Source organism: Geodermatophilus sp. SYSU D00965 (genome assembly GCF_054050075.1).
The window spans coordinates 15,432-40,564 of sequence record NZ_JBJGYQ010000014.1 but is presented as its reverse complement, the minus strand read 5'-3'; the positions used below and the strand labels follow the sequence as shown (position 1 = coordinate 40,564).

General features: G+C 75.0%; 25 protein-coding genes and 2 tRNA genes. 17 read left to right on the top strand and 10 right to left on the bottom strand.

What is annotated here, in order from left to right; translation table 11 throughout:
- Positions 1-43: 43 nt before the first annotated feature.
- The 3 genes from ACI789_RS14615 to nudC are packed head-to-tail and all read left to right on the top strand — an operon-like array spanning position 44 to position 3,677.
- Positions 44-1,354: a M16 family metallopeptidase gene (locus tag ACI789_RS14615; RefSeq protein ID WP_457010112.1), complete on the top strand. Its 1,311-nt coding sequence runs from the start codon at positions 44-46 to the stop codon at positions 1,352-1,354.
- Positions 1,351-2,709, top strand: a complete 1,359-nt coding sequence (locus ACI789_RS14610) for a M16 family metallopeptidase (RefSeq protein WP_457010111.1) — start codon at positions 1,351-1,353, stop codon at positions 2,707-2,709. The genes ACI789_RS14615 and ACI789_RS14610 overlap by 4 nt, the downstream gene beginning before the upstream one ends.
- Complete coding sequence (gene nudC, locus ACI789_RS14605) at positions 2,706-3,677, top strand: NAD(+) diphosphatase (protein WP_457010110.1); 972 nt, start codon at positions 2,706-2,708, stop codon at positions 3,675-3,677. The genes ACI789_RS14610 and nudC overlap by 4 nt, the downstream gene beginning before the upstream one ends.
- A 6-nt stretch (positions 3,678-3,683) precedes the next feature.
- Here the strand turns inward: nudC and ACI789_RS14600 are convergent, their stop codons facing one another.
- From ACI789_RS14600 to ACI789_RS14590, 3 genes are all read right to left on the bottom strand, one after another.
- A complete protein-coding gene (locus ACI789_RS14600; protein ID WP_457010109.1) occupies positions 3,684-4,229 on the bottom strand; it encodes a uridine kinase in 546 nt (181 codons plus the stop codon).
- A 101-nt stretch (positions 4,230-4,330) separates the two neighbouring features.
- Positions 4,331-4,921 carry an ANTAR domain-containing protein gene (locus ACI789_RS14595; protein ID WP_457010108.1) on the bottom strand — a complete coding sequence of 197 codons (591 nt, stop codon included), beginning with the start codon at positions 4,919-4,921 and terminating at the stop codon, positions 4,331-4,333.
- 122 nt (positions 4,922-5,043) lie between these two features.
- Complete coding sequence (locus ACI789_RS14590) at positions 5,044-5,307, bottom strand: mycoredoxin (protein WP_456918674.1); 264 nt, start codon at positions 5,305-5,307, stop codon at positions 5,044-5,046.
- A 153-nt stretch (positions 5,308-5,460) separates the two neighbouring features.
- Here ACI789_RS14590 and ACI789_RS14585 point away from each other — a divergent pair, with 153 nt between their 5' ends.
- The 5 genes from ACI789_RS14585 to ACI789_RS14565 all read left to right on the top strand — a co-directional run bounded on the left by ACI789_RS14585 (position 5,461) and on the right by ACI789_RS14565 (position 9,052).
- A complete protein-coding gene (locus tag ACI789_RS14585; RefSeq protein ID WP_456918675.1) occupies positions 5,461-7,479 on the top strand; it encodes an ATP-dependent helicase in 2,019 nt (672 codons plus the stop codon).
- A 185-nt stretch (positions 7,480-7,664) separates the two neighbouring features.
- Positions 7,665-8,006, top strand: coding sequence for a hypothetical protein (locus tag ACI789_RS14580; protein WP_457010107.1), 342 nt, complete (start codon positions 7,665-7,667; stop codon positions 8,004-8,006).
- Between the two features lie 223 nt (positions 8,007-8,229).
- On the top strand, positions 8,230-8,490 hold the full coding sequence (locus ACI789_RS14575) for a WhiB family transcriptional regulator (RefSeq protein WP_457010106.1): 261 nt from the start codon (positions 8,230-8,232) through the stop codon (positions 8,488-8,490).
- A 77-nt stretch (positions 8,491-8,567) separates the two neighbouring features.
- Complete coding sequence (locus tag ACI789_RS14570) at positions 8,568-8,732, top strand: hypothetical protein (RefSeq protein WP_456918678.1); 165 nt, start codon at positions 8,568-8,570, stop codon at positions 8,730-8,732.
- Between the two features lie 170 nt (positions 8,733-8,902).
- Complete coding sequence (locus ACI789_RS14565) at positions 8,903-9,052, top strand: hypothetical protein (RefSeq protein ID WP_457010105.1); 150 nt, start codon at positions 8,903-8,905, stop codon at positions 9,050-9,052.
- A gap of 43 nt (positions 9,053-9,095) precedes the next feature.
- Here the strand turns inward: ACI789_RS14565 and ACI789_RS14560 are convergent, their stop codons facing one another.
- The 3 genes from ACI789_RS14560 to ACI789_RS14550 form a co-directional block, all read right to left on the bottom strand.
- Positions 9,096-10,418 carry an ABC1 kinase family protein gene (locus ACI789_RS14560; RefSeq protein WP_456918680.1) on the bottom strand — a complete coding sequence of 441 codons (1,323 nt, stop codon included), beginning with the start codon at positions 10,416-10,418 and terminating at the stop codon, positions 9,096-9,098.
- A 122-nt stretch (positions 10,419-10,540) separates the two neighbouring features.
- Complete coding sequence (locus ACI789_RS14555; protein WP_457010104.1) at positions 10,541-11,623, bottom strand: ThiF family adenylyltransferase; 1,083 nt, start codon at positions 11,621-11,623, stop codon at positions 10,541-10,543.
- Between the two features lie 129 nt (positions 11,624-11,752).
- A complete protein-coding gene (locus tag ACI789_RS14550) occupies positions 11,753-11,905 on the bottom strand; it encodes a DUF5679 domain-containing protein (RefSeq protein WP_012950213.1) in 153 nt (50 codons plus the stop codon).
- A gap of 376 nt (positions 11,906-12,281) precedes the next feature.
- Between ACI789_RS14550 and ACI789_RS14545 the strand changes: the two genes are divergently transcribed.
- Complete coding sequence (locus tag ACI789_RS14545; RefSeq protein ID WP_457010103.1) at positions 12,282-12,944, top strand: M48 metallopeptidase family protein; 663 nt, start codon at positions 12,282-12,284, stop codon at positions 12,942-12,944.
- Positions 12,945-13,019: 75 nt separating this feature from the next.
- On the opposite strand, the gene ACI789_RS14540 is transcribed toward ACI789_RS14545, so the two are convergent.
- Positions 13,020-14,384: a zinc-dependent metalloprotease gene (locus ACI789_RS14540; protein WP_457010102.1), complete on the bottom strand. Its 1,365-nt coding sequence runs from the start codon at positions 14,382-14,384 to the stop codon at positions 13,020-13,022.
- 113 nt (positions 14,385-14,497) lie between these two features.
- Between ACI789_RS14540 and ACI789_RS14535 the strand changes: the two genes are divergently transcribed.
- From ACI789_RS14535 to ACI789_RS14520, 4 genes are all read left to right on the top strand, one after another.
- A complete protein-coding gene (locus tag ACI789_RS14535; protein WP_457010101.1) occupies positions 14,498-15,520 on the top strand; it encodes a YlbL family protein in 1,023 nt (340 codons plus the stop codon).
- A gap of 202 nt (positions 15,521-15,722) precedes the next feature.
- Positions 15,723-18,671, top strand: coding sequence for a UPF0182 family membrane protein (locus ACI789_RS14530; RefSeq protein WP_457010196.1), 2,949 nt, complete (start codon positions 15,723-15,725; stop codon positions 18,669-18,671).
- Positions 18,672-18,743: 72 nt separating this feature from the next.
- Positions 18,744-18,817: transfer RNA gene (locus ACI789_RS14525), tRNA-Met, on the top strand.
- Positions 18,818-18,930: 113 nt separating this feature from the next.
- Positions 18,931-19,230 carry an ATP-binding cassette domain-containing protein gene (locus ACI789_RS14520; RefSeq protein WP_457010100.1) on the top strand — a complete coding sequence of 100 codons (300 nt, stop codon included), beginning with the start codon at positions 18,931-18,933 and terminating at the stop codon, positions 19,228-19,230.
- A gap of 93 nt (positions 19,231-19,323) precedes the next feature.
- On the opposite strand, the gene ACI789_RS14515 is transcribed toward ACI789_RS14520, so the two are convergent.
- Positions 19,324-19,710, bottom strand: a complete 387-nt coding sequence (locus ACI789_RS14515) for a hypothetical protein (protein WP_457010099.1) — start codon at positions 19,708-19,710, stop codon at positions 19,324-19,326.
- A gap of 103 nt (positions 19,711-19,813) precedes the next feature.
- Here ACI789_RS14515 and ACI789_RS14510 point away from each other — a divergent pair.
- From ACI789_RS14510 to ACI789_RS14500, 3 genes are all read left to right on the top strand, one after another.
- A tRNA-Met gene (locus ACI789_RS14510) sits at positions 19,814-19,887 on the top strand.
- 128 nt (positions 19,888-20,015) lie between these two features.
- The gene (locus ACI789_RS14505) at positions 20,016-21,314 is read left to right on the top strand and encodes a cytochrome P450 (protein ID WP_457010098.1); all 1,299 of its coding nucleotides are present in this window, start codon (positions 20,016-20,018) and stop codon (positions 21,312-21,314) included.
- Positions 21,314-21,505 carry a ferredoxin gene (locus ACI789_RS14500; RefSeq protein ID WP_456918692.1) on the top strand — a complete coding sequence of 64 codons (192 nt, stop codon included), beginning with the start codon at positions 21,314-21,316 and terminating at the stop codon, positions 21,503-21,505. The genes ACI789_RS14505 and ACI789_RS14500 overlap by 1 nt, the downstream gene beginning before the upstream one ends.
- Positions 21,506-21,554: 49 nt before the next feature.
- Here the strand turns inward: ACI789_RS14500 and ACI789_RS14495 are convergent, their stop codons facing one another.
- Both ACI789_RS14495 and ACI789_RS14490 read right to left on the bottom strand, forming a co-directional pair.
- Positions 21,555-22,694 carry a cystathionine gamma-synthase gene (locus ACI789_RS14495; RefSeq protein ID WP_457010097.1) on the bottom strand — a complete coding sequence of 380 codons (1,140 nt, stop codon included), beginning with the start codon at positions 22,692-22,694 and terminating at the stop codon, positions 21,555-21,557.
- Between the two features lie 73 nt (positions 22,695-22,767).
- Positions 22,768-24,165, bottom strand: coding sequence for a cystathionine beta-synthase (locus tag ACI789_RS14490; protein ID WP_457010096.1), 1,398 nt, complete (start codon positions 24,163-24,165; stop codon positions 22,768-22,770).
- A gap of 110 nt (positions 24,166-24,275) precedes the next feature.
- On the opposite strand from ACI789_RS14490, the gene ACI789_RS14485 reads away from it, so the two are divergent.
- The gene (locus ACI789_RS14485; protein ID WP_457010095.1) at positions 24,276-25,058 is read left to right on the top strand and encodes an aldo/keto reductase; all 783 of its coding nucleotides are present in this window, start codon (positions 24,276-24,278) and stop codon (positions 25,056-25,058) included.
- Positions 25,059-25,133 lie beyond the last annotated feature (75 nt).

The following is a 25,133-nucleotide window of genomic DNA, read 5'->3' as shown; positions in this document are numbered from 1 at the left end:
CACCGCACGACGGCCGGTCGGCGCGCCCGGCTACTGTCGGGACGTGACAGCAGCTGGGGCCGACCTCACCCTCCGGCACCCGGTGGAGCGCTTCCGACTGGAGAACGGGCTGCGGGTCGTGCTCGCACCCGACCGCAGCGTGCCGGTGGTCGCCGTGACCGTCTCCTACGACGTCGGGATGCGCAACGAGCCGCAAGGCCGCACCGGGTTCGCCCACCTCTTCGAGCACCTGATGTTCCAGGGTTCGGCCAACGTGCCGAAGATGGAGCACGCCCGCCTGGTCCAGGCCGCGGGCGGCACCTTCAACGGCTCGACCCACCAGGACTTCACCAACTACTACGAGGCGCTGCCCGCCGAGGCGCTGGAGCGCGCCATCTTCCTCGAGGCCGACCGGATGGCGGCGCCGGCCATCACCGAGGAGAACCTCCGCAACCAGATCGACGTGGTGAAGGAGGAGATCCGGGTCAACGTCCTCAACCGGCCCTACGGCGCCTTCCCCTGGCTGCAGCTGCCGCAGATCGCCTTCGAGAGCTTCGCCAACACCCACGACGGCTACGGGTCCTTCGTCGACCTCGAGTCCTCCACCGTCGAGGACGCCGCCGACTTCTTCCACCGCTACTACGCGCCCGGCAACGCGGTCGTGTGCATCGGTGGGGACCTCGACGTGGAGGAGACCGAGCGGCTGGTGCGCCGCTGGTTCGGCCCCATCGAGGCGCGGGACGTGCCGCCGACCGTCGCCACCGGCGAGCCGTCCCCGACGGGGGTCCGCTCCGGCGTCGTGGAGGACCGCCTGGCGCCGACCCCCGCGGTGGCGATCGGCTGGCGGGTCCCCGACCCGGTCGGTGACCTCGACACCTACCTCGGCACGGTCCTGCTCGCCGAGCTGCTCAGCGAGAGCGACGCCTCCCGCCTGGAGCGCCGGCTCGTCCACGACGACCAACTGGCCGTGGCCCAGAGCAGCTACGTCGGCCTGTTCGGCGACCCCTTCGAGGTCCGGGACGCGACGCTGCTGACCACCCAGGTCCACCACCCGGCGTCGGTCACCGTCGAGAAGGTGCTCGCCGCGGTGCACGAGGAGATCGGTCGCATCGCCGACGAGGGCGTCGGGTCCGAGGAGCTCGCCCGGGTGCAGGCCCGCGCCGAGGCGCAGCTGCTGCGCCAGGCCGACTCCGTGCTCGGCCGCACGCTGGCCTTCGGCACCGCCGAGCTGATCCACGGCCGGGCCGAGCTGGCCGGTGAGCTCGCGGCCCGGCTCGCCGCGGTCACCCCCGACCAGGTCCGGACCGCCGCCCGCGGGCTGGACCCCGGTACCGCCGCCATCCTCGAACTGCGCGCGACAGGAGGACGGTCGTGAGCCAGCCCGCTCTCGTCCCGCCGCTGGGCGAGCCCCGTCCGCAGCCGGAGCTCGCCGTCACCGAGGCCACCCTGCCCAGCGGGCTGCGCCTGGTCGTCGTCCCGCGACCCGGCGTCCCGCTGGTGGAGCTGCGGCTGCGGGTGCCCTTCGCCGCCGCGACGGCGCGGACCGCGGCCGCGCACACCGCCCGGGCGTCGGTGCTGTCCGGCGCCGTCCTGCTCGGCACCGAGGCGCACGACGCGACCGGCATCGCGCAGCTGTTCCAGGCCCACGGCGGGGAGCTGTCGGTCTCGGCCGACCCCGACCGGTTGCTGTTCGCCACCACGCTGCTGTCCGAGGGGCTGGCCCCGGTGCTCGGCGTGCTGGCCGAGGTCCTCACCGCCGCCACCTACCCGGCCGACCAGGTCGAGGCCGAGCGGGCCCGCGTGGCCGAGCGGATCTCGATCGCCCGGTCGCAGCCGGGCGTGATCGCCCGCACCGCGCTGGCCGCCCGCCGCTACGGCACCCACCCCTACGCCGAGCAGCTGCCCGCTCCGGAGGCGGTCACCGCCGTCCGCGGCCCGGCGCTGCGCAAGCTGCACCGCGAGCGGGTGCTGCCCGCCGGCAGCACCCTGGTGCTCGTCGGGGACCTCGACCCGGCCGCCGCGGTCGAGGCGGTGGGGGAGGCGCTCGGCGGCTGGACCGGCGAGGGCACGGCGGTGGCCGCCCCGCCGGCACCGACGACGGCCCCGGGACACCTCGAGGTGGTCGACCGGCCCGGCGCGGTCCAGTCCAACCTCCGGCTCGGCGGCCCCGCCCCGAGCCGCACCGAGCCGGACCTGCCCGCCGTGCGGCTGGCCAACATGGTCTACGGCGGCTACTTCTCCTCGCGGCTGGTCGAGAACATCCGCGAGCGGCGGGGCTACAGCTACAGCCCGCGCAGCTCGGTCGACCACCTCGCCGGCGCGTCGTCGTTCCTCGTCGAGGCCGACGTCGCCACCGAGGTCACCGGCCCGGCGATGCTCGAGGTCCTCTACGAGCTGGGCCGGATGGCGCTGACCCCGGTCACCCCGGAGGAGCTGGACGGCGCCCGGCGCTACGTCCTGGGCAGCATGGCGCTGTCCACCGCCACGCACGCCGGCCTGGCCAGCACGCTGTCGGCGCTGGTCGGCGCGGGGTTGCCGCCGAGCTGGCTGACCGAGCACCAGCGGGCGCTGGCCGAGGTGACCGTCGAGCAGGTGCAGGACGCGGCCCGCCGCTACCTGCAGCCGGCCGCGCTGACCGCGGTGGTGGTCGGGGACGCCGAGCGGGTCGCCGACGGCTTGCGGGCGCTGGGCCCGGTCGACGTCCGCGCCTCGGCCGAGGTGTCGGCGTGACCGTCCCCGACGGCGGCAGCACGCCGGCCGACAACCCGCCGATCCACGACCCCGCCCGCGGCTCGTGGCCGGAGAGCCGGCCGTCCCCGCCGGGTGAGGTGCCGGTGCTCTCCCGCTCCGCGCACGACCGCAGCCACCTGGCCCGCTCTCGGCCCGACCCCACCGGCGGCCGGCCGGTGCGGGTGCTCACCGTCGACGAGCGCCGCCAGGTGCCCGTCGAGGAGGGCGACGGCGGTCCCCGGCTGCTCTGGGAGGAGCGGCCGCAGCTGCCCGAGGGCGCGGTGTTCCTCGGGGAGGCCGACGGCGTGTTCTACGCCGCCGTCCGCGGGGACCGGCGGCTGACCGTCGGGGGCCGGCCGGTGGACGCCTGGAGCGGGCTGCGCGAGCTCGGCGCCGACCTCGACGACCTCGACGCGGGCCTGCTCGCCCAGGCCATCGGCATCCTCGAGTGGCACGAGCGGCACCGGTTCAGCCCGCTGTCCGGGGCGGAGACGACCGTGGAGCGGGCCGGCTGGGTGCGGCGCGACCCGGTGACCGGCGCGGAGCTGTTCCCGCGCACCGACCCGGCGGTGATCATGCTGGTCCACGACGGTGCCGACCGGTGCATCCTCGGCCGGCAGGCGGTCTGGCCGCCGGGGCGGTTCTCGATCCTGGCCGGGTTCGTCGAGCCGGGGGAGTCCGCCGAGGCCGCCGTCGCGCGGGAGGTCGCCGAGGAGGTCGGCGTCCGGGTCACCGACATCCGGTACGTCGGCAGCCAGCCGTGGCCGTTCCCGCAGTCGCTGATGCTCGGCTACACCGCCCGCGTGGAGGGCGACCCCACGCTCCGGCTGGACCCCACCGAGATCGAGGAGGCCCGCTGGTTCACCCGCGACGAGCTGCGCTCCGGCGCCGGCCCGCGGGCGCTGCCCCCGGCGGTCTCCATCGCCCGGCACATCATCGACCGCTGGGTGGCCGGCGACCTCGGCTGAGGGTCCTCAGCCGAACCGGCCCTGCAGCACCAGCGCGGGGTGGTCGGGGGAGTCGGCCAGGACGACGGCGTCGGCCAGGGCGACGGGGTCGACCTCGGCGTCGTAGCGGTCGAAGGCGGGCAGCTCCCACGCCTGCTCGGCCGGGGTGCGCCGGCGACGGGCCGCTGGGGCGACCCGCAGGTGGACGACGACGTCGAACGCCAGCCCCAGCCCCTGGAGCAGCGGTCCCGGGACCAGCAGCACCCCGCCGGGCGACATCGGCTGCGGGGGGACGCGGGCCGCCCGGTCGCGGACGACGTCCCACAGGACCGGCAGGTACTGCCCGGAGCCGCCGGGCCCGACCGGGTCGAGGACCTCCCGGGCCAGCGCGCCGGCGTCGAGCCAGTCGGTGTAGCGGGCGTCCGGGTCGGTCCGGCCGTGCTCGAAGCGCAGCGAGGCCGGGCGGAGGAACCCGCCGGCGGGGACGACGGCGACGGGCCGCCCCAGCGCCGGCAGCCGCTCGGCCACCGCGTCCGCGAGCACCCCGGGCGCGGCGACGTCCGGACCGTCCACGGCGACCCGCAGCGCGGTCGCGCCCGGTTCGGGGGCCAGGTCGCCGAGCAGTCCGGCCAGCCGGTCGGCCAGCGCCGCCGGCGTCAGCGGCTCCGGACGGGTCAGGACCGGCCCTCCGCGGCCTCCCGGCTCCCGGCCGCTGCGTCGCCGGCGGCCGAGGTGCCGGGCCGGAGCAGGGCGCAGTCGGCCGGAGCCTCCGGCTGCGCGCGGGTCTCGAGCTCCTCGAGCACCTCGCGCGCGAGTTCGGCGACCGGCCGCCCCTGGGACCGCGCGCTGCCGCGCAGCAGCTCGAACGCGCACCGCGCCGTGATGCCGTGCCGCTCGGCGAGGACGCCGATCGCCCGTTCCGTGGACACCCGCGCCGCCAGTGCGTGCTCCAGCTGGGCCACCGTCCGCTCCAGGGCGGCCAGGCGGGCCTCGCGCGGGTCGGCGTCGGGATCGGCCGGCCCGACCGGGCCGCGGGCGGCGCGCCGCGCCGTCCGGCCCGGCTCGACCAGCGCGCCCAGCTCCTCGGCGACGAGGTCGGCCAGCGACATGCCCTCGACGAGGTCGCCCACGTCCTCCGCGCGACCGGGGGCGAGGACCGACCAGCCCCGGCCGGTGCGGGCCACCACGACCGCGGGTCCCTCCGACCCGAGCGCGTCGTCGGGGCAGGCGGCCGCGGCGGCTGCGTGCTCGACGCTCGAACTCACGACGGCGTCCTCCGGGAAGGCGGGCCCGGCCGGGTGCCGGGACGTCAGCGGGCCGTGGTCGTCACAGCCCTCGTCGGACGATCATGCCTCGTCGCACACCGAGTCTGGGGGACCACTCGCCGTCACGCCTCCGCGGTCTGCGCGAGCTGGTCCTTGACCTCGTCGATGCTGGGGTTGGTCAGGGCGTTGCCGTTGGCGAACACGAGGGTCGGCACGGTGCGGTTGCCCCCGTTGGCCTGCATGACGATGTCCGCGGCGGCCGGGTCGCGCTCGATGTCGACCTCGGCGAAGTGGATCCCCTCGCGCTGCATCAGCTTCTTCAGCCGCACGCAGTAGCCGCACCAGGTGGTGGTGTACATGGTCACGGCGGCGGTCGCTGCACTCATCGAGGGGGTCCTCCCTGGGGATCGGGGTGGCGGCGCGGTGGAGTCCGGCCACTGCGGGGGGTCAACGCCGCGCGCCTGGGGATGCTTCCCGCGTGCGTCGGTGGCGGCTGGGAGGATGAGGGCGGCCATCGAGGGAGAGAGACGGGGGGCCCGATGTCGCAGATCGCCGGGGCGCCCGGCGTCGTCCGGGGCGCCGAGGCGGTGCTCGCGCAGCTGGACGACGAGCAGCGCGCGGCCGCCCAGGCCGTCTCCGGGCCGGTCTGCATCCTCGCCGGTGCCGGCACCGGGAAGACGCGCACGATCACCCACCGGATCGCCTACGGGGTGCACACCGGTGCCTTCGTGCCCGAGCAGGTCCTCGCGGTCACCTTCACCGCCCGGGCCGCCGGTGAGCTGCGCGGGCGCCTGGCCGGACTCGGGGTCGGCGGCGTGCAGGCGCGCACCTTCCACGCCGCGGCCATGCGCCAGCTGCGCTACTTCGCCCCGCAGGTGCTCGGCGGCCCGATGCCGGGGCTGGTGGAGAACAAGCTGCGGCTGGTGGCCACCGCCGCGTCCCGGGCCCGGCTGTCGACCGACCGCACCAGCCTGCGCGACCTGGCCAGCGAGATCGAGTGGGCCAAGACCACGCTGGCCACGGCGGAGGACTACCCGGCCCGCGCCCAGGCGGCCGGCCGCGAGCCGCCGTTCGAGCCGGCCGCGGTCGCCCAGGTGTACGCGAGCTACGAGTCGGCCAAGCAGCGCGACGGCGTCCTGGACTTCGAGGACCTCCTGCTGGTCACGGCCTACGCGCTGGAGGAGCACCCGGACGTCGCCCGCCAGGTGCGCAACCAGTACCGGTACTTCGTCGTCGACGAGTACCAGGACGTCAACCCGCTGCAGCAGCGGCTGCTCGACGCCTGGCTCGGCGGCCGGGCCGACGTCTGCGTGGTCGGCGACCCGAACCAGACGATCTACTCCTTCACCGGCGCCGACCCCGACTACCTGCTCGGCTTCGCCGACCGCTATCCCGACGCCGAGGTGGTCAAGCTCGAGCGCGACTACCGCTCCACCCCGCAGGTCGTGGCGCTGGCCAACAAGCTCATCGGTCAGGCGCCGCGGCGCAAGGGGCTGCCCGGGCTGCGGCTGCTGGGCCAGCGGGCCGAGGGGCCGGCGCCGCGCTTCTTCGAGCACCCCGACGAGCCGACCGAGGCCGCCGCGGTCGCGCAGGCCTGCCGCGCCCTGGTCGAGGCCGGGATGCCGGCCGCCGAGATCGCGGTCCTGTTCCGGATCAACGCCCAGTCCGAGGTCTACGAGAACGCGCTGAGCGCCGCGGGCGTCCCGTACGTGCTCAAGGGCGGGGAGCGGTTCTTCGAACGGCCGGAGGTGCGCGAGGCGGTCCTGCTGCTGCGCGGCGCGGCCGCCGGCGGCACCGAGCCCGGGGCGCTGGTGCCCACCGTGCGCGACGTGCTGGCCTCGACCGGCTGGGTCGAGCACCGCCCGCCGCCGGGCGGAGCCGCGCGCGACCGCTGGCAGTCCCTGGCCGCGCTGGTCGACCTCGCCGTCGACCTCGTGGCCGAGGACCCGACGATGGACCTCGCCGGCTTCGTGGGCCACCTGGCCGCCCGGGCCGACGCCCAGCACGCGCCCACGGTGCAGGGCGTCACCCTGGCCTCGATGCACGCGGCCAAGGGCCTGGAGTGGGACGCGGTGTTCGTCGTCGGTCTGGTCGACGGCGTCCTCCCGATCGCGCAGTCGCTGTCCCGCCCGGAGGCCGTGGAGGAGGAGCGGCGGCTGCTCTACGTGGCCGTCACCCGGGCCCGGGAGCAGTTGACGCTGTCGTGGTCCCTGGCCCGCAACCCCGGTGGCCGCCGGTCGCGGCCGCGGAGCCGGTTCCTCACCGGACTGGTCCCGGAGTCGACCCCGACCGCCGCTCCGCCGGCGCGGCGGCAGAAGCGCCCGAAGGTGGTCCTCGAGGGCGAGGCGGGAGAGCTGTTCGAGCGGCTCCGGGCCTGGCGCAGCGAGGCCGCTGCGTCGGCGTCGGTGCCTGCCTACGTCGTCTTCACCGACGCGACGCTGCAGGCCATCGCCGAGTCCCGCCCGTCGACGCTGCGGGAGCTCGCCGCGCTGCCGGGGATCGGGGCGCGCAAGCTCGAGCTCTACGGCGAGGACGTGCTGGCGACGGTCGGTTCCTGACGCGTCGCCGTCGGTGACGGCGGACGGGTGAGCTGGGTCACTCCGACACGGCCGGATTAATTGCGTTGACCCCCTCCGCGACGGCCCCCTACTGTCCTGTTCGCGCTCGGGGCACCGCCCCGAGCCGCACCAAGCCCGAGACCGGCCGGCAGGCCGGGATCCGACCCCGGGAAGGAGGGGGACCGATGATCACCACGACGTGGATCGCCACCCCCGCCGGGGTCTCCGGCCCGGGGAGCCTCGCCGCGCGTCCGGCCGCCTTCGTCGCGCCGCCCGCCGCCGCCCGCCTCCGTGCCCTGCCCCTGACCGGCGTCGTCGCCGGCGCGTGCTCCCGCGTGCCCGCCGTCGCCCCGGTCTTCGGCACCGACGTCCCCGGCGCGCCGCAGTTCGACCTCGTGCCCACCGGCGGTGGCCGTGTCGCCACTCCCGGGACCGATGAGTTCGGCACCCGCACCGACGTCATCCAGGACAAGCAGAACGACGGCACCACCCTCGGGATCCACTCCTCGAGGAGACCGCTGAGCTAGCGCTCGACCGGTCCTCCTCGAGGCCGCGGAACCCGACACCGGGCTCCGCGGCCTCTCTCTTTCGTCCCCGCGGCACCCGGCCCCGACCCCCGGTCGGCGGGCCCCCGCCGGCTGCAGACGACGAGTACGAGGAGGAGCGGCAGTGCAGCAGGCGATCGACCGCCCGACGACCCACCGCCGACCCGGGCTCCCCCGGACCGGCGGTTCCCTTCCCCGACGGCCGGTGACCCCGGTGTCCCCGGCCCCGGTGCGGCTCCCGCTGCCGTGCCGGACCGACCCGGACCTGTGGTTCGCCGAGAGCCCGGCCGCGCTCGAGCAGGCCAAGACCCTCTGCGCGAGCTGCCCGGTCCGGGACGCCTGCCTGGCCGGCGCCCTGGACCGCGGCGAGCCGTGGGGCGTCTGGGGCGGCGAGATCTTCGAGCGCGGCGTGGTCATCCCGCGGAAGCGGCCGCGGGGACGGCCCCGCAAGGTCGCGGTCGCGTGAGCGGACCCGACGCACGCACCACCCACCACCCATCCCGGCCCGCCGAGCGGCGGGCACCCGGACCATCGAGGACTGACGTGCACACCATCGAGTACGACCTCGCCGTCGACCGACTGCGCGAACTGCGCGCCGAGGCCGACACCGCCGCGCGCGCCCACCGGCTGCGCGCCGCCCGCCGCTGGGCCCGTCGCGCCGAACAGGCGACGCGGCGCGCCGCGCGGGCCAGCGCCGCCGTGCGCTGACGGCGGTCCGTCCGCGGGGGCCTGCGTGCCCCCGCCCGATCCGCGGCCGGGTCCCGGACGCTCCCGGTGCGTCCGGGGCCCGGCCGCCTCTGTGCTCGGAGCGCCTCGGCGCGCAGGCTGGGGGAGTGGACGACGAGCTCAGCTGCGCCCGGTGCGGCCGGAGGGGGACTGTGGCCGACGTCGCGACCGGCTGGTCGTCGAGCACCCCGCCCCGGCCGACCGGCTCGACCGGCCCGCGGGAGCCCGGGCCGCTGACCGTGCTGTGCCCGGCGTGCGCGCGGGAGCACCTCCGCGACCTGGAGGCGCGGCTGGACCCGTGACGCCCGGCTGGACCCGTGACCCCGCGGCTGGACCCGCGCCCCCTCAGCCGGTGAAGCCGGGCAGCCACTCCTCGATGACGCTGCGGAAGTCACCGGCGGAGTCGAGCTGGCAGAGCACCCCGATCGAGCCGATCGTCACGCGGTGGATGAGCAGGTAGGCCGGTGGCAGGTTGAGCATCCGGCCCAGCCGGCTGGCCTCGCTGCGCGGGTCGGCGACGCGGGTGGCCTGCTCCTGCATCCAGCCGCGGGTGAAGTGGAAGTGGTGCGAGGCGATCGGCTCCAGCAGCGGGAGCAGGTAGTCCAGCACGCCCTGGGCGTCCACCTCGACGCCGGGCCGCACGAAGCCCTCCGTGCGCAGGTCGGCCAGGACGTCCTCGGCGCGACCCTCGAGCGCCCAGCGCACCAGCCGGCCGATCGGCTCGGGGTGCCCGTCGGGCAGCCGGGCGGTGGCACCGAAGTCGATGACCCCCAGCCGGCCGTCGGCCAGCAGCCGGAAGTTGCCCGGGTGCGGGTCGGCGTGCAGCAGTCCGGCGCGCTGGGGTCCGGAGAAGTGCAGCACCGACATCAGCAGGCCGGCACGGTCACGCTGCTCCCTGGTGCCCGAGGCGATGATCCGCGACAGCGGCGTCCCCTCGAGCCACTCGGAGACGATCACCTTGGGCGCGCTGGCCACGACCCGGGGGACGACGAGCTGCGGGTCGTCGACGTAGGCGGCGGCGAAGGCGCGCTGCGCGTCGGCCTCGAGCCCGTAGTCCAGCTCCTCGACCACCCGGGCCTTGAGCTCGGCGATGAGCGGTTTGACGTCCATCCCCGGGAACAGCGCGGCGAACAGCCGGGCGAACCGCGACAGCTGGTTGAGGTCGGCCATCAGTGCGGTGGCCGCCCCCGGGTACTGGATCTTCACCGCGACGTCGCGGCCGTCCCGCCAGGTGGCGCGGTGCACCTGCCCGATGCTGGCGGCCGCCGCCGGAGCGTCGTCGAAGTGCCGGAAGCGCTCCCGCCACCTGCCGCCCAGCTGCTGGGCGAGGACCGCGTGGACGGTCCGCGCCGCCATGGGCGGCGCCTCCTCCTGCAGCTTCACCAGCGCCTCGCGATAGGGCGCGGCGACCTCCTCGGGGACGGCGGCCTCGAACACCGACAGCGTCTGGCCCAGCTTCATCGCCCCGCCCTTGAGCTGACCCAGGACGGCGAACAACTGCTCGGCGGTGCGCTGCTGCAGCTCGGCGGTGACCGCCTCGGCGGGCCGGCCGGACAGCCGCTTGCCGATGCCCAGGGTCGCCCGCCCGGCGGCGCCCAGGGGGAGGGAGGCCAGCCGCGCGGTCCGGGAGACCGAACCCCGTGGGATCCCCCGTCCGGTCTCGGTCACGCGTTCTCCTCGCTGCTGGCTCTCTGGACCGCCGTCACGGCAGCACACGCCCCCCGCGGGCCGTCGACGCACTCTGCCCGCCATTGTCCCCGAGTGGTGGGTGCGGCGCTGGGAGACCTCCCTCATGTCCCCCCATCGAGGCCTGGGTCGGGCGCTCCGCAGCCGCAGTCGGGGTGGGGCCGCCAACGACGCAGCCGGGGCACGAGGTCGGGCGGGCGCAGCTCCACGGTCGCCCCCAGGGACGCCGGTGCGCCGCTGCCGTCGAGGTAGGCCAGCACCTGGACGGCCGCGGTCGCCGCCGTCATGAGGCAGGTGACGGTGGCCCCGCCCGGCGGCGCGGGCGCGGCGGTCAGCTGGGCGGCGAGCGCCGGCCACCCCGGGTCGGCGTCCCGCCGGTGCAGCTCGGCGCAGGTCAGGCAGCTGGTGGCCCCGGGGACCACGAGCGGGCCCACCACGCCGGTCTGCCCGCGGACGGTCGCCACCAGGTGCGGCACGCCGCGGCGCTGCAGGTCCGCGGCCAGCGGATCGGAGGCGGCCCACGGAGCGGTGAGCACGACCAGGTCACCGGACGTGCCGGGCGGCAGCGGGCCGAGGTCGGCCAGCGGGCTGGCGCGGCGGACGGCGTCGGCAGCGGCCAGCGCTCGCGGGCGGCCCTCGTCCGCGGCGTCCAGGCCCCCGACGACGGCGTCCCCGGCGGTGACCGGTCCGGCGTCCCGGACGCTCACCCGGCCCACCCCGCTCGCGGCCAGGACGGCGGCCAGCGGCACCCCGACCCGGGTCGCGCCCTCGACGATCACCGACGCCCCGCGGCGGGTCCGCCACGGCGACACCTGCCGGGGCCCCCGCGCGGCGGCCACGGGGAGCTCGGACCGGGTCCGCGCCGCCGCGGCCGGCCCGGCGTCCGAGGCGAGCAGGTCGGCGGCGTCGAGGTCGACCAGCAGACCGGTCGCTCGCAGCCCGTCGAGCAGCGTGCTCACCGCGGTGGGGTCGTGCCCCTCCCGGGCCGCGTCGGCCACGACCCGCCGCTGGGTGCGCCGCCCGTCCAGCCCCCGCAGCAGGGCGGGGAGTTCCTGCGGGCCGGGGCTCACGCGCAGCCCGTCGGTGGAGTCGGCCCCGCCCACCTGGAGCTCGCCGTGGGAGCCGGGCCCCGCCAGCCGCAGGAGGGGGACCGTCGGGGGCAGCAGCGGGTGTGCGGTGTCGTCCACCCCGGCAGGCTCGCAGCCGCCGGCCCCGCCGCGCCTGCGTCGTCCACAGGGGGCGGCGGGTCCACAGACCCCGGAGACGACGACGGCGGCACCCGCCGCGCGGGTGCCGCCGTCCGTGGCCGGAGGGTCTCAGGCCTTGCCGAGGATCCGGTTCATCTTGGTGCCGCACACGGGGCAGGTGCCCTGCGCCATGCGGCGGCCGGACTCGCTGACCTTGACCTCGCCGTCGAAGTCGCGCTTCTCCTTGCACTTCACGCAGTAGCCGTTGTAGCTCTCCGCCACGGTGCCTCCTCTTCTCCAGGCCTGTTCGGTGCCCGTCCCGGGCGCCGTCCTGCGGAACGCTACCCGCGGCGCGCCCGCCCACTCGCTCGACGGGGGAGGCTCCACCCACAGCCTGTGGACACACCTGTGGAAGGCGTGGGGACGCCTCGGCGTGTCCCTGTGCGCGAACGGGGGACGAGGCGGTGCACCGGCCGCTGGAGCAGCTCGCGACTCGCCGTCCGACCTGCGCGAACGCCGCTCCGTGAGCTGTGGACGGCGGATCGGCGGGGTGCCCGTCCCCGGGACGAGGGCCCTTCTGTCCACCGTCCGTGCGACATGCCCGCGCCGAGGGCGCGGTGGTGCGGCGTCGCGGGCCGGCGGTGGCTACGGTGCCTGCGTGCCCGGAACGTCCCCCGACACCTCCCGCTCCGCCGCCGCCCCGTTCCCGCAGGACGGCCGGGGTTCCCGCGCCCTCCCCGCGAACCGGTCGGACCGGAGCGCGTCGGCGACGGTGCTGCCGGAGGACGTGGAGGTCCGTCGCAGCGCGCGGCGCCGCCGCACGGTGACCGCCTACCGGGAGTCCGGGCGGACCGTCGTGCTCATCCCGGCGGCGTTCAGCCCGGCCGAGGAGCGCCGCTGGGTGGCCCAGATGGTCGCGAAGCTGCAGACACGGGAGGAGCGGCGGCGCCGGTCCCTCGGTGGGGACGACGAGCTGATGTCCCGTGCGCGGGCGCTGTCGGACGCCCACCTCGACGGCGTGCCGCAGCCGGCCAGCGTCCGCTGGGTGGACAACCAGCAGCGCCGCTGGGGGTCGTGCACGCCGGCCGACCGGACCATCCGGCTGTCCAGCCGGCTGCGGGCGATGCCCGAGTACGTCGTCGACTACGTGCTCGTGCACGAGTTGGCGCACCTGATCGAGCCCAGCCACGACGCGACGTTCTGGGCGCTGGTGGCGCGCTACCCGCGGGCCGAGCGCGCCCGCGGGTTCCTCGAGGGCGTGGAGCTCTCGCACGCCGACGGCCCCGCTCCGGCCGCCGGCGGCGACGACCTCGTGGACTGAGCACATCGCGGTCCTCCGGACCCACGCGACCGGTCCACCCCGGCTGCGTGCCGTCCCCGGCGCTCGATGCCGGGCTCAGTCCTTGGTGTCGTCCTGCGGGTCGTCGGGCTTCTGAGGCTCCTCGGTCGGGTCCTCGGTGAGGGCGCGGAGTTCGTCGTCCACACCCTGCCGGGCCACGAAGTCCAGCGGCTCGTCGAGGTCGTCGGAGGTCGGCAGCAGGTCCGGGTGGGACCACAGCCGGTCCCGCTCGGCGTTGCCGTGGCGCTGGGCCATGGCGCCCCAGACGGTGGCGGCGTCCCGCAGCCGCCGGGGCCGCAGCTCCAGGCCGACCAGCGTCGCGAAGGTCTGCTCGGCCGGACCGCCCGACGCCCGCCGCCGGCGCATCGTCTCGGCCAGCGCGCCGTGGCCGGGCAGCCGCTCACCGGCGGCGGCCGCGACGACGGCGTCCACCCAGCCCTCGACCAGGGCCAGGAGGGTCTCCAGGCGGCGCAGCGCCATCTGCTGCTCCGGCGTCTCCTCCGGCTCGAGCAACCCGCTGCCCAGCAGCTGCTGGATGCTCTCCGGGTTGCTCGGGTCGATGCCGCCCATCGACCCCATGGCCTCGTTGATGCCGCGCTCGATGGCCTCGCGGTCGACCTTGATGCCGCGGGCGTAGGCGTGCACGGCGTCGTGCAGCTGCTGGCGCAGCCAGGGCACGTGCACGAACAGCCGCTGCGACGCCGCCTCGCGCAGCGCCAGGAACAGCCGGACCTCCTCCGCCGGGCGGTCGAGCCCGGCGGCGAACTCGGCCACGTTCTGCGGCAGGAGCACGCCGGCGCCGGCGGGGGCCAGCGGGATGCCCACCTCGGTGCTGGTGAGGACCTCGCCGGACAGCCGTCCCAGCGCCTGGCCGACCTGGGCGCCGAACATCAGCCCGCCCATCCGGCCCATGATCCCGGCCAGCGGGCCGGCCATCGCCGCGGCCTCGGCGGGCAGCGCGCTGGTCATGGCGCCGACCACCCGCTCGGCCAGCGGGTCGATGAGCTCGCTCCACGCGGGCAGGGTCTGCTCGACCCACTCCACGCGGGACCACGCCAGCGCGCGGTCCACCCCCGACGGCAGCTCGGTGACCTGGTCCAGCCAGAGGTCGGCCAGGCGCAGCGCGTCGGCGACGGCGGCGCGCTCGGCCTCGGACGTCGGCTGGGACCCGGTGGCCAGCGTGCTGATCGCCCCCTGGCGGGCGAGGTCCCAGTTGACCGGCCCGCCGGACCAGTTCATGAGCTTCTGCAGCTCGGCGAACAGCGGCATCTTGCCGAGCAGCTCCTCGGGCGTGCCCGCGCCCGCGCCGCCACCGAAGAGGGCGCCGAAGCCGAACGGGTCGTTGCCGCCGCCGGCTCCGGGCTGGTCGCGGCGCTCGGGGTCGCGATCGGGGAGGCCGAAGCCGAACGGGAGATCGCTCATGCCACCACGGTAGACGTGGTGATCTCCGTGCGGAGTCCGCGTCCGCCCGCAGCGCAACCCGGAACCGCCGAGGCCCCGGCCGCGTTCAGCCCGGCCTCCTAAGCTGGCCGGTCGTGACCCGTCGGATCGCCGTCCTCAGCGTCGGTGTCGTGCTGCTCGTGGTCTTCGGCGTCCTCGGCGCCGCGGTGCCGGTGCCCTACGTGGCGCAGGTGCCGGGGCCGACCTTCAACACCCTGGGCGACATCGACGGAGAGCCGGTCATCAGCGTCGAGGGCCGCGAGCGCAACGAGGTCGACGGAGAGCTGACGCTCACCACCGTCGGGGTGAGCCGCGCCGGGCTGAGCCTGGTCGAGGCGGTCAAGGGCTGGTTCGACGACGAGGTGAGCGTCGTCCCGGAGGAGTCGGTGTACCCGACGGGCCGCACCGAGGAGGAGACCCGCGAGGCCAACCGGCAGGCGTTCCTCACCTCCGAGGAGGCGGCCGAGGCGGCGGCGCTGTCGGAGCTCGGGTACCCGGTCAAGGTGGTCGTGCGCGGCCTGACCGAGGACTCGCCGTCCGACGGCGCTCTGGAGGAGGGCGACGCCGTCGAGCGCGTCGACGGCCGGGCCGTCCCCGACGTGCAGACCCTGGACGAGGTCCTGGCCTCGATCCCCGCCGGCTCGTCGGTCGCCGTCGACTACACCCGCCTGGGGCGGCCCGGGACGGCGACGGTCACCACGCGGGCCGCGGAGGACGACGGGGGCTCGCTGCTCGGCGTGCTCGTCCGCGAGCAGCCGTCGGCGCCGTTCGACGTCGACATCCGCATCGAGGACGTCGGCGGCCCCTCGGCCGGGTTGATGCTCAGCCTCGGGATCCTCGACCTGGTCGGGGACACCGACCTGACCGGCGGGGCCCTGGTGGCCGGGACGGGGACGATCGACGCAGACGGCGACGTCGGCCCGATCGGCGGCATCCAGCTGAAGATGGTCGCCGCCTCGGAGATCGGCGCCGAGCTGTTCCTGGTGCCCGCCGACAACTGCGCCGACGCGCTGGCCGCGCCGCAGGAGGGGCTGCTCACGGCCCGGGTGGCCACCCTGGACGACGCCCTCGAGGCGCTGGCCGACTTCCGCGCCGGGCGCACACCGCAAACCTGCTGAGCGCGCCCCGGCGACACAGCCGGGGTGCGGTGGGGGAAGCTGTCCGCGACAGCGGGTGGTGGGAACCCGGCGCGGTCCCGCGCGTTGATCTGGGTTGACCGGATCGGTGCCGGGAGGCCCGTGCCGGCCATCCCGGCGACCCGCCGTCGGGACGTCCGTGGCTGCCCGCCACGACCGCAACTGAAGGAGACCGCTCGTGGCCATGCGGCCCCCCGTGTCCGTGCCGACGCTGTCGCGGCGCGCGAAGGTGGTCATCGGGGCCATCGCCGTGCTGCTGGTGCTGTTCACGGCCATCGGGACCTTGACCAACGTCTACGTCGACTACCTGTGGTTCGACGAGACCGGCTACACCGAGGTCTTCTGGACCGAACTGCAGACCCGCGCGCTGCTGTTCGCCGTGGCCGGTGTGGCCACCGGGGGCCTGACCGCCCTCGCGATCTACCTCGCCTACCGGTTCCGCCCCACGTTCCGGCCGATGTCGCTGGAGCAGCAGAACCTGGAGCGCTACCGGCAGTCGCTGGAGCCGCGCCGCACCCTGGTGCTGACCGCGGTCGCCGTCGTCCTCGGCCTGTTCGCCGGGTTCACCGCCCAGGGCAACTGGGAGACCTGGCTGACGTTCCGCAACGCGACCGACTTCGGCCGGACCGACCCGCAGTTCGGCCTGGACCTGTCGTTCTTCGTCTTCGACTACCCCTTCTATCGGCTGCTGCTCGGCTTCGGCTTCGCCATCGTGCTGCTCGCGCTGATCGGCTCGCTGCTCACCCACTACGTGTTCGGCGGGCTGCGGCTGCAGACGCCGGGGCAGAAGCTGACGTCGGCGGCGATGATCCAGCTGTCGGTGCTGCTCGGGCTGTTCGTGGCGCTGAAGGCGGTGGCCTACTGGCTGGACCGCTACGGGCTGGTCTACTCCGACCGCGGCGAGCTGTTCAACGGCGCCAGCTACACCGACGTCAACGCGCTGCTCCCGGCCAAGACGATCCTCGTGTTCGCCGCGGCCGTCTGCGCCGTCGCGTTCTTCGCCAACGTCGTCGTCCGCAACTTCCGCCTGCCGGCCGCCGCCCTGGTGCTGCTGCTGCTGTCGAGCCTGGTGATCGGCGTGGCCTACCCGGCGATCGTGCAGCAGTTCGTCGTCCGGCCCAGCGCCGACCAGCGGGAGTCGGACTACATCGAGCGGGCGATCGCCTCGACGCGCGACGCCTACGACCTCTCCGACGTGGAGTACGTCGACTACGCCCAGGACAGCACCGGCGAGTCGGTCGACACCGCGGCGGCGCAGGCGGAGCTGCGCAACGACACGCAGACGATCCCCAACGCGCGGCTGCTGGACCCGAACGTCCTGGCCGACACGTTCACCGCGCGCCAGCAGATCCGCAACGTCTACGGCTTCCCCGAGAAGCTCGACATCGACCGGTACACGATCGACGGCGAGACCCGGGACTACGTCGTCGCCGTGCGCGAGCTCAACAGCGACGCGCTGTCGGAGAACCAGGACACCTGGATCAACCGGCACACCGTCTACACCCACGGCAACGGCTTCGTGGCGGCGCCGGCCAACCAGGTGGTGACCGGCCAGGAGGGCGGCGAGCCCAACTTCACCACCCGGGACCTGCCGACGACCGGCACCATCGACGTCGAGCAGTCGCGGATCTACTACGGCGAGCTGATCGGCAACGACAACTACTCGGTCGTCGGCGCGCCGGAGGGGGCCACGCCGCGGGAGTTCGACCAGCCCGAGGACGGGTCGGACGAGGGCCAGATCAACAACACCTACACCGGCGAGGGTGGCGTCGCGATCGGCAGCTTCTTCCGGCAGCTGACCTTCGCCATCTACTACCGGGAGCGCAACTTCCTGCTCTCCAGCGCGGTCAACGACGCCTCGAAGGTGCTCTACGTGCGCGACCCGCGGGACCGCGTGGAGAAGGCCGCGCCGTTCCTCGAGGTGGACGGCGACCCCTACCCGGCGGTGATCGACGGCCGGATCCAGTGGATCCTCGACGGCTACACGACCTCGGACTCCTACCCGTACTCCGAGTCGATGGAGCTCGGCGAGGCCGCCACCGACGCGCTCACCGGCACCGGGACGACGGCCCTGCCCAACGAGCAGTTCAACTACATCCGCAACTCGGTCAAGGCCACTGTGGACGCCTACGACGGCACGGTGACCCTGTACCAGTGGGACGTCGACGACCCGGTCCTGCAGACCTACATGAAGGCGTTCCCCGGCGTCGTCGAGCCGCGCGACCAGATGTCCGACGAGCTGGTCAGCCACGTGCGCTACCCGGAGGACCTGTTCAAGCTGCAGCGGGACATCCTGACCCGTTACCACGTCAGCGACCCGGTCGACTTCTACAACCAGAACGACCGCTGGCAGGTGCCGGCCGACCCGACGCAGGACACCCAGGAGGCCCAGCCGCCGTACTACATCCTGGCCCAACGGCCCGGTGACGAGCAGGCGAGCTTCCAGCTCACCAGCGCGCTCAACGCCTTCCGCCGGGAGAACCTCTCCTCGTTCATCTCCGCGTCCAGCGACCCGGAGACCTACGGGGAGATCCAGGTGCTGCGGCTGCCGGGCAACACGCCCTTCCGCGGCCCGCAGCAGGTGCAGCAGTCCTTCAACACCAACGACCAGGTCCGGCCCGACGTGACCCTGTTCAACAGCCAGGAGTCGCGGGCGGTGTTCGGCAACCTGCTGACCCTGCCGATCGGCGGCGACGGTCTGCTCTACGTGCAGCCGCTCTACGTCGAGGGCACCGGCGACAACTCCTTCCCGCTGCTGCGGAAGGTGCTGGTCAACTACGGCGGTCGGGTGGGCTACGCCAACACCCTCGCCGAGGCCCTCGACCAGGTCTTCGGTGCCGGGGCGGGGGAGTCGGCGACCGACAGCGACGGGACGTCGGAGGAGCCGGCGACGCCGAGCCCCTCGCCGTCCACCACGCCGGCGCCCACCACTCCGCCGGCACCCCCGGCGGACGGCGGGACGGCGAACACCCCCGAGCTCCAGTCGGCCGTGGACGCGATCAACTCCGCGCTGCAGGCGCTCCAGAACGCGCAGCGCTCGGGTGACTTCGCGGCGCAGGGCCAGGCGCTGGCCGACCTGCAGGCGGCGGTGGACGCCTACCAGTCGGCGCAGGCGGCGTCCGGCGGCGGGTGACGGCCTGTGGTGGGGCCCACCCCGGGGCCGCGTGCGCACCGCCGCGGAGGAGGGGTATGGTGGTCTCACCGACGCGGGGTGGAGCAGCTCGGTAGCTCGCTGGGCTCATAACCCAGAGGTCGCAGGTTCGAATCCTGCCCCCGCTACAGATGACAGGGGCCCTCACAGGAACTGTGAGGGCCCCTGTCGCGTCTGCGGAGGGCCTGCACCCCGCGTGGTCGCCGGAGGGGCGCGGTCGGTGGCCTAGCGTGGCGGGACGATGACCGGTGCAACGACCCTGACCGCACTGCTGTTCGCGGCGGCCCTCGAAGCCGGCTACGCGGGCTCGCCGGTGTGTGCACCCGTCGACGTCTGCCTGCAGCCGGGACGGGCGCTGGGACTGGTCGGGGCCAACGGTGCGGGCAAGTCCACGCTGCTGCAGACGCTCGTCGGGCTCCTCGAGCCGCTGGCCGGGACGGTCGCCTTCGCCGGCCGGGAGGTGGATGAGCGGCGGGCCGACTTCCGCCTGTGCGCCGGCGCCCTGGCCGCCGTGGCCCACCGCCGCAGCCGGACCGGCTGACCACCGGCGCTCGGGACCGTCAGGAGAACCGGTAGCCGTCGCCGCGAACGCCGGCCCGGCGAGCTCGTCGCGCTGAGGCGGGGCGACGCCAGGTCAGCCCGCGGTCAGCCAGTCCACGAGGCCGGAGCGGCGCGGTCGGGGGAGCGGCGCGGCCTGCTCGTGCCGGCCCCAGTCGGTCAGCAGCGGGTGCCGTCCGGTGTCGTCGTCCGCCGCGGTGGGGCGCTGGTGCGGGACGGCGGCGGGGGGAGCCGGAGCGTCGTCCGCTGGGGGCGGGACGTCGGCCGTCGGCAGCCGCAGGTGGGACAGGTCGGTCCAGGCGGTGTGCCGGAGGCCGCCCACCACGCAGCGGACCCGCACGCGGCAGGTCCCCGTCTCGTCGAACCGCCAGCCCAGGAGCTCGCCGGGGAACCAGGCGCCGGCGTGGAAGACCTCCACCGGCTGCGGGTCGCCGACGAAGCTGCTCGTCGCCACCTCCGCCACGGGCGAGACTGTAGGTCGCGAGAGCGGTACGGAGCGTGAGGCGCGCGCGAGTGACCGGGGCCCCGCGGCGGCTTCTGGAGAGCCGTGTATGGTGGAGGTGCGACGCGGGGTGGAGCAGCTCGGTAGCTCGCTGGGCTCATAACCCAGAGGTCACAGGTTCGAATCCTGTCCCCGCTACTCCTCGGAGGGCCCGGCCACCACGGTGGCCGGGCCCTCCGTCGTCTCGCGACCGTGTTGTGCGTTCCGGTGCCTCCTCTCTAGCGTGACCGGTCACTGCTGACCGTTCGCAGGGGAGGACCGGAACCGTGGAGGCCACCGCACCGGACACCATCGACCCCGCCGACATCGACCTCGACGCCCTGGACCTCTCCGACCGCGACTGGTGGCTGCACCCGCCGGCCGAGCGGTACGCCGCCTTCGCCGCGCTGCGCCGGGAGCGGCCGTTCGCCTTCTTCGCCGAGCCGGAGATCCCGATGCTGCCGGCCGGCCCGGGCTACTGGGCGGTGACCCGCTACGCCGACGTCGAGGCGATCAGCTCGCAGCCGGCCGTGTTCTGCTCGGGCAGGGGCGCGGTGTCCATCCAGGACATCCCGGCCGACCTCAACGAGTTCTACGGGTCGCTGATCAGCATGGACGACCCCCGGCACGCCAAGATCCGCCGCATCGTGTCGAAGACGTTCACCCCGCGCATGCTCGAGCGGACCGTGGACTCGGTGCGCGCCGTGGTCGACGACGTCCTGGCCCGGGCCCGGCGGACGGCGGAGGCCTCCGACGGGCGGATCGACGTCGTCGCCGACCTCGCCGCGCCGATCCCGCTGCAGGTCATCTGCGACATGATGGGGATCCCCGAGGAGGAGCGGCCCGGGGTGCTCTCGCGGTCCAACGTCATCCTCTCCGGCGGGGACCCCGAGCTCATCGAGAACGAGGAGGACACGCTCACCGCGTTCCTGACCGCCGGCATGGAGCTGGCCGCCCTCATGGAGCGGCTGGCCGCCGAGCGGCTGACCGACCCCCGCGAGGACCTCACGACGGCCCTGGTCACCACCGAGGTGGACGGCGAGCGGCTGTCCCACCAGGAGATCGCCTCGTTCTTCATCCTGCTGCTCGTCGCCGGCAACGAGACCACCCGCAACGCCATCTCCCAGGGCGTCCTGGCCCTCGCCGAGCACCCGGAGCAGCGCGCCCGCTGGAGAGCCGACCCGGGGCTGGACCGCACCGCCGTCGAGGAGGTGGTGCGCTGGACCAGCCCGGTGACCTGGATGCGGCGCACCGCCACCCGGGACGGCGAGGTGAACGGCCACCAGTTCACCGCCGGGGACAAGTTCCTGCTGTTCTACGCCGCCGCCAACCGGGACCCCGCCGTCTTCCGCGCCCCGGAGCTCCTCGACCTCGCCCGCGACCCCAACCCGCACGTCGGGTTCGGGTCGCGGGGGCCGCACTTCTGCCTGGGCGCGCACCTGGCCCGCCGGGAGATCGCGGTGACCTTTCGGGCGCTGTTCGACCAGCTGCCCGACCTGGCGGTCGACGGGCCGCCGGACCGGCTGCGCTCCTCGTTCGTCAACGGCCTCAAGCGGCTGCCGGCCCGGCTGACGGGGGTGGCGTGATGCGGGTGGTCGTCGACCTCGAGCGCTGCGTCGGCTCGGGCACGTGCGAGCTGCTGGCCCCGGAGGTGTTCGAGGTCGGGGACGACGGCGTGGTCACGCTGCTGCGGCCGGAGCCGGGCGCCGACCAGCTCGCCGCCGTCCGCGACGCCGTCGCCCAGTGCCCGACCCAGGCGCTCTCCCTGGCCGACTGAGTCACAGCGGAGTGCGGCAGTCCAGGTCCCCTGCACCGCCGCACTCCGTTCAGGCCAGCGCCTGCTCCAGGTCGGCGAGCAGGTCCTCCACGTCCTCGATGCCGACCGACAGGCGCACCAGGTCGCCGGGCACCTCCAGCGGCGAGCCGGCGGCGCTGGCGTGCGTCATCCGCGCCGGGTGTTCGATCAGCGACTCCACGCCGCCGAGGGACTCCGCGAGGGTGAACACCTGCGCCCGCTCGCACACCCGCAGTGCGGCGTCCTCCCCACCGGCCAGCCGGAACGACAGCATCCCGCCGAAGCCGGACATCTGCTTCGCGGCGATGTCGTGGCCGGGGTGGTCGGGCAGGCCCGGGTAGAGCACGGAGGTCACGGCGTCGGAGCCGAGCAGGAACTCCGCGATCCGGGCGGCGTTGGCCTGGTGACGGTCCATCCGGACGCCGAGGGTCTTGATGCCGCGCAGCACCAGCCAGGAGTCGAACGGGCCGGCCACGGCGCCCATCGCGTTGTGGGAGAAGGCCAGCCGCTCGGCGAGGTCGGCGTCGTCCCCGACCACGAGCGCGCCGCCGACGACGTCGGAGTGCCCGCCGAGGTACTTGGTCGTGGAGTGCACGACGACGTCCGCCCCGAGCGTCAGCGGCTGCTGCAGGTAGGGCGAGGCGAAGGTGTTGTCGACGACGAGCAGCGCTCCGGCCTCGTGCGCGACCTCGGCCAGCAGCGCGATGTCGGCGATGTTGAGCAGCGGGTTGGTCGGCGTCTCGCACCAGACCACCCGCGTCGTCGGCCGGATCGCCGCCCGCAGCGCGTCGACGTCGTTGAGGTCGGCCGGCGTGTGCTCGACCCCCCAGCGCGAGACGACCTTCGAGATGAGCCGGAAGGTGCCGCCGTAGGCGTCCCCGCCCAGCACGACGTGGCTGCCCGGCTCGCAGACCGTCCGCAGCAGGGTGTCCTCGGCGGCCAGGCCGGAGGCGAAGGCCAGCCCGTGCCGGCCCTGTTCGAGCGCGGCCAGGGCCTCCTGCAGCGCCGTCCGGGTCGGGTTGCCGCTGCGGCTGTACTCGTAGCCGCCGCGCAGCCCGCCGACGCCGTCCTGCTTGTAGGTCGTCGTCAGGTGCACCGGGACGATCACCGCGCCGGTCGCGGGGTCCGGGTCCTGCCCGGCGTGGATGGCGCGGGTGTTGAAGCCGGTCACAGGGCCTCCTCGCTGGCGCTCGTCGGCTCCGGGACCGGCGCCGGCTCTGTCATCGGTGACCTCGCGAGCTCGGTCACTGTGCCCCGACCGTAGGCGCGAATCCCGCCAGGTGGCCGAGCACGTCCTGGCGGGTGACCACACCCGCGGGCTTGCCGTCCTCGTGCACCAGCAGCGCGTCGGCCTCGCCGAGGGCGGCCACCGCGGCGCTCACCGGCTCGCCGGAGCCGATGATCGGCAGGGGCTGGGACATGTGCCGCTCGACCCGGTCGGACAGGCTCGCCCGCCCGGCGAACAGCGCGTCGAGCAGCGCCTTCTCCGACACCGACCCGACCACCTCGCCGGCGGTCACCGGCGGCTCGGCCCGGACGACGGGCAGCTGGCTGACGCCGTACTCGCGGAGGATGTCGATCGCCTCGCGCACCGTCTCGTTGGGGTGGGTGTGCACCAGCTGGGGAGTGGTGCCGGACTTCGCGGCGAGCAGCTCGCCGACGCTCTCCCCGCCGGTCTCCTCGAGGAAGCCGTAGTCGGCCATCCACTCGTCGTTGAAGATCTTGTTCAGGTAGCCGCGACCGCCGTCGGGCAGCAGGACGACGAGGACGTCGTCCGCCGTCAACCGCTCGGCGGCGCGCAGCGCGGCGACGACCGCCATCCCGCAGGAGCCGCCGACGAGCATCCCCTCCTCGCGGGCCAGCCGGCGGGTCATCGCGAAGGAGTCCGCGTCGGTGACGGCGATGATCTCGTCGGCGACGGTGCGGTCGTAGGCGGGTGGCCAGAAGTCCTCGCCGACGCCCTCCACCAGGTAGGGCCGGCCGGTGCCGCCGGAGTAGACCGAGCCCTCGGGGTCGGCGCCCACCACCCGCACCCGCCCGCCGGAGGCCTCCTTGAGGTAGCGGCCGGTGCCGCTGATCGTTCCGCCGGTGCCGACGCCGGTGACGAAGCAGGTGACCCGGCCCTCGGTCTGCGCCCAGATCTCCGGGCCGGTGGTCTCGTAGTGCGACCGCGGGTTGGCCGGGTTGGAGTACTGGTCGGGCTTCCACCCGCCGGGCAGCTCGCGGGCCAGCCGGTCGGACACCGAGTAGTACGAGCGCGGGTCGGCCGGGTCGACGGCGGTGGGGCACACGTGCACCTCGGCCCCGTAGGCCTTGAGCACGTTGATCTTCTCCTGGCCGACCTTGTCCGGGCAGACGAAGACGCAGCGGTAGCCGCGCTGCTGGGCGACCAGGGCCAGGCCGATGCCGGTGTTGCCGCTGGTCGGTTCCACGATGGTGCCGCCCGGGCGCAGCGCGCCGCTGGCCTCGGCGGCGTCGACCATGCGGACGGCGATCCGGTCCTTCACCGACCCGCCGGGGTTGAGGTACTCGACCTTGGCCAGCACCAGCGGCGCGTCCGGCCCCAGGTCCCGGGTGACGGAGGTCAGCCGCACGAGCGGGGTGTTGCCGACCAGGTCGACGACGGACTCGGCGTAGTGCACGGGGCCCTCCCAGGCGGCCGGCCGGTCGCCGGCCCGTCGCCGTCCATCCCACCAGACGGGAGGCGCCCGCGCGGGGTGTCGTCGGGCGCGGTGGCGGGCACCGGCCCGGCATGACCGAGACCGCCGTCCCCGCGGTGCCGCTCGCCGGCGGCGGCCGCATGCCGCTGCTCGGGTTCGGCACCTGGCAGCTGACCGGGCCGACCTGCTACGACGCCGTCCGCACCGCGCTGGACGCCGGGTACCGGCACCTGGACACCGCGACGATGTACCGCAACGAGGCGGAGGTCGGGCGGGCCCTGCGCGACTCCGGCGTCGACCGGGACGAGGTCTTCCTGACCACCAAGCTGCCGCCCCGCGAGGCCGGCCGGCCCGACCGGACCCTGGCGGCGTCGCTGGACGCGCTCGGTGTGGACGCCGTCGACCTGTGGTTGATCCACTGGCCGCTCGGCGGCGCCGGCGAGGGCGTGTGGGAGCGCTTCGTCGCCGCCCGCGAGGCCGGCCGCGCCCGCGCGATCGGGGTCAGCAACTACTCCCTCGAGCAGGTCGACCGGCTGACGCGGGCGACCGGGGTGACGCCGCAGGTCAACCAGGTCAGCTGGGCGCCGGCCAGGTACGACGCGCAGGTCCAGGCCGGGCACCGGGAGCGGGACGTCGTCCTGGAGGGCTACAGCCCGTTCAAGAACACCGACCTCGGGGACCCGGTGCTGCGCGAGGTCGCCGACGCGCACGGCGTCACCCCGCCGCAGGTGGTGCTGCGCTGGCACGTGGAGCACGGCGTCGTGGTCATCCCCAAGTCGGCCACCCCGGAGCGGATCCGCGCCAACCTGGCGATCGGGGGCTTCTCCCTGACCGACGACGAGATGCGCCGCATCGACCGCCTGTCGCGGGGGTGAGCGACCGCGACACCCCTGTTCCGTCTTGCCGCCGGGGTCGGCGGCCCCGACGCTGGGCCGGTGAGCCGGCGGAGG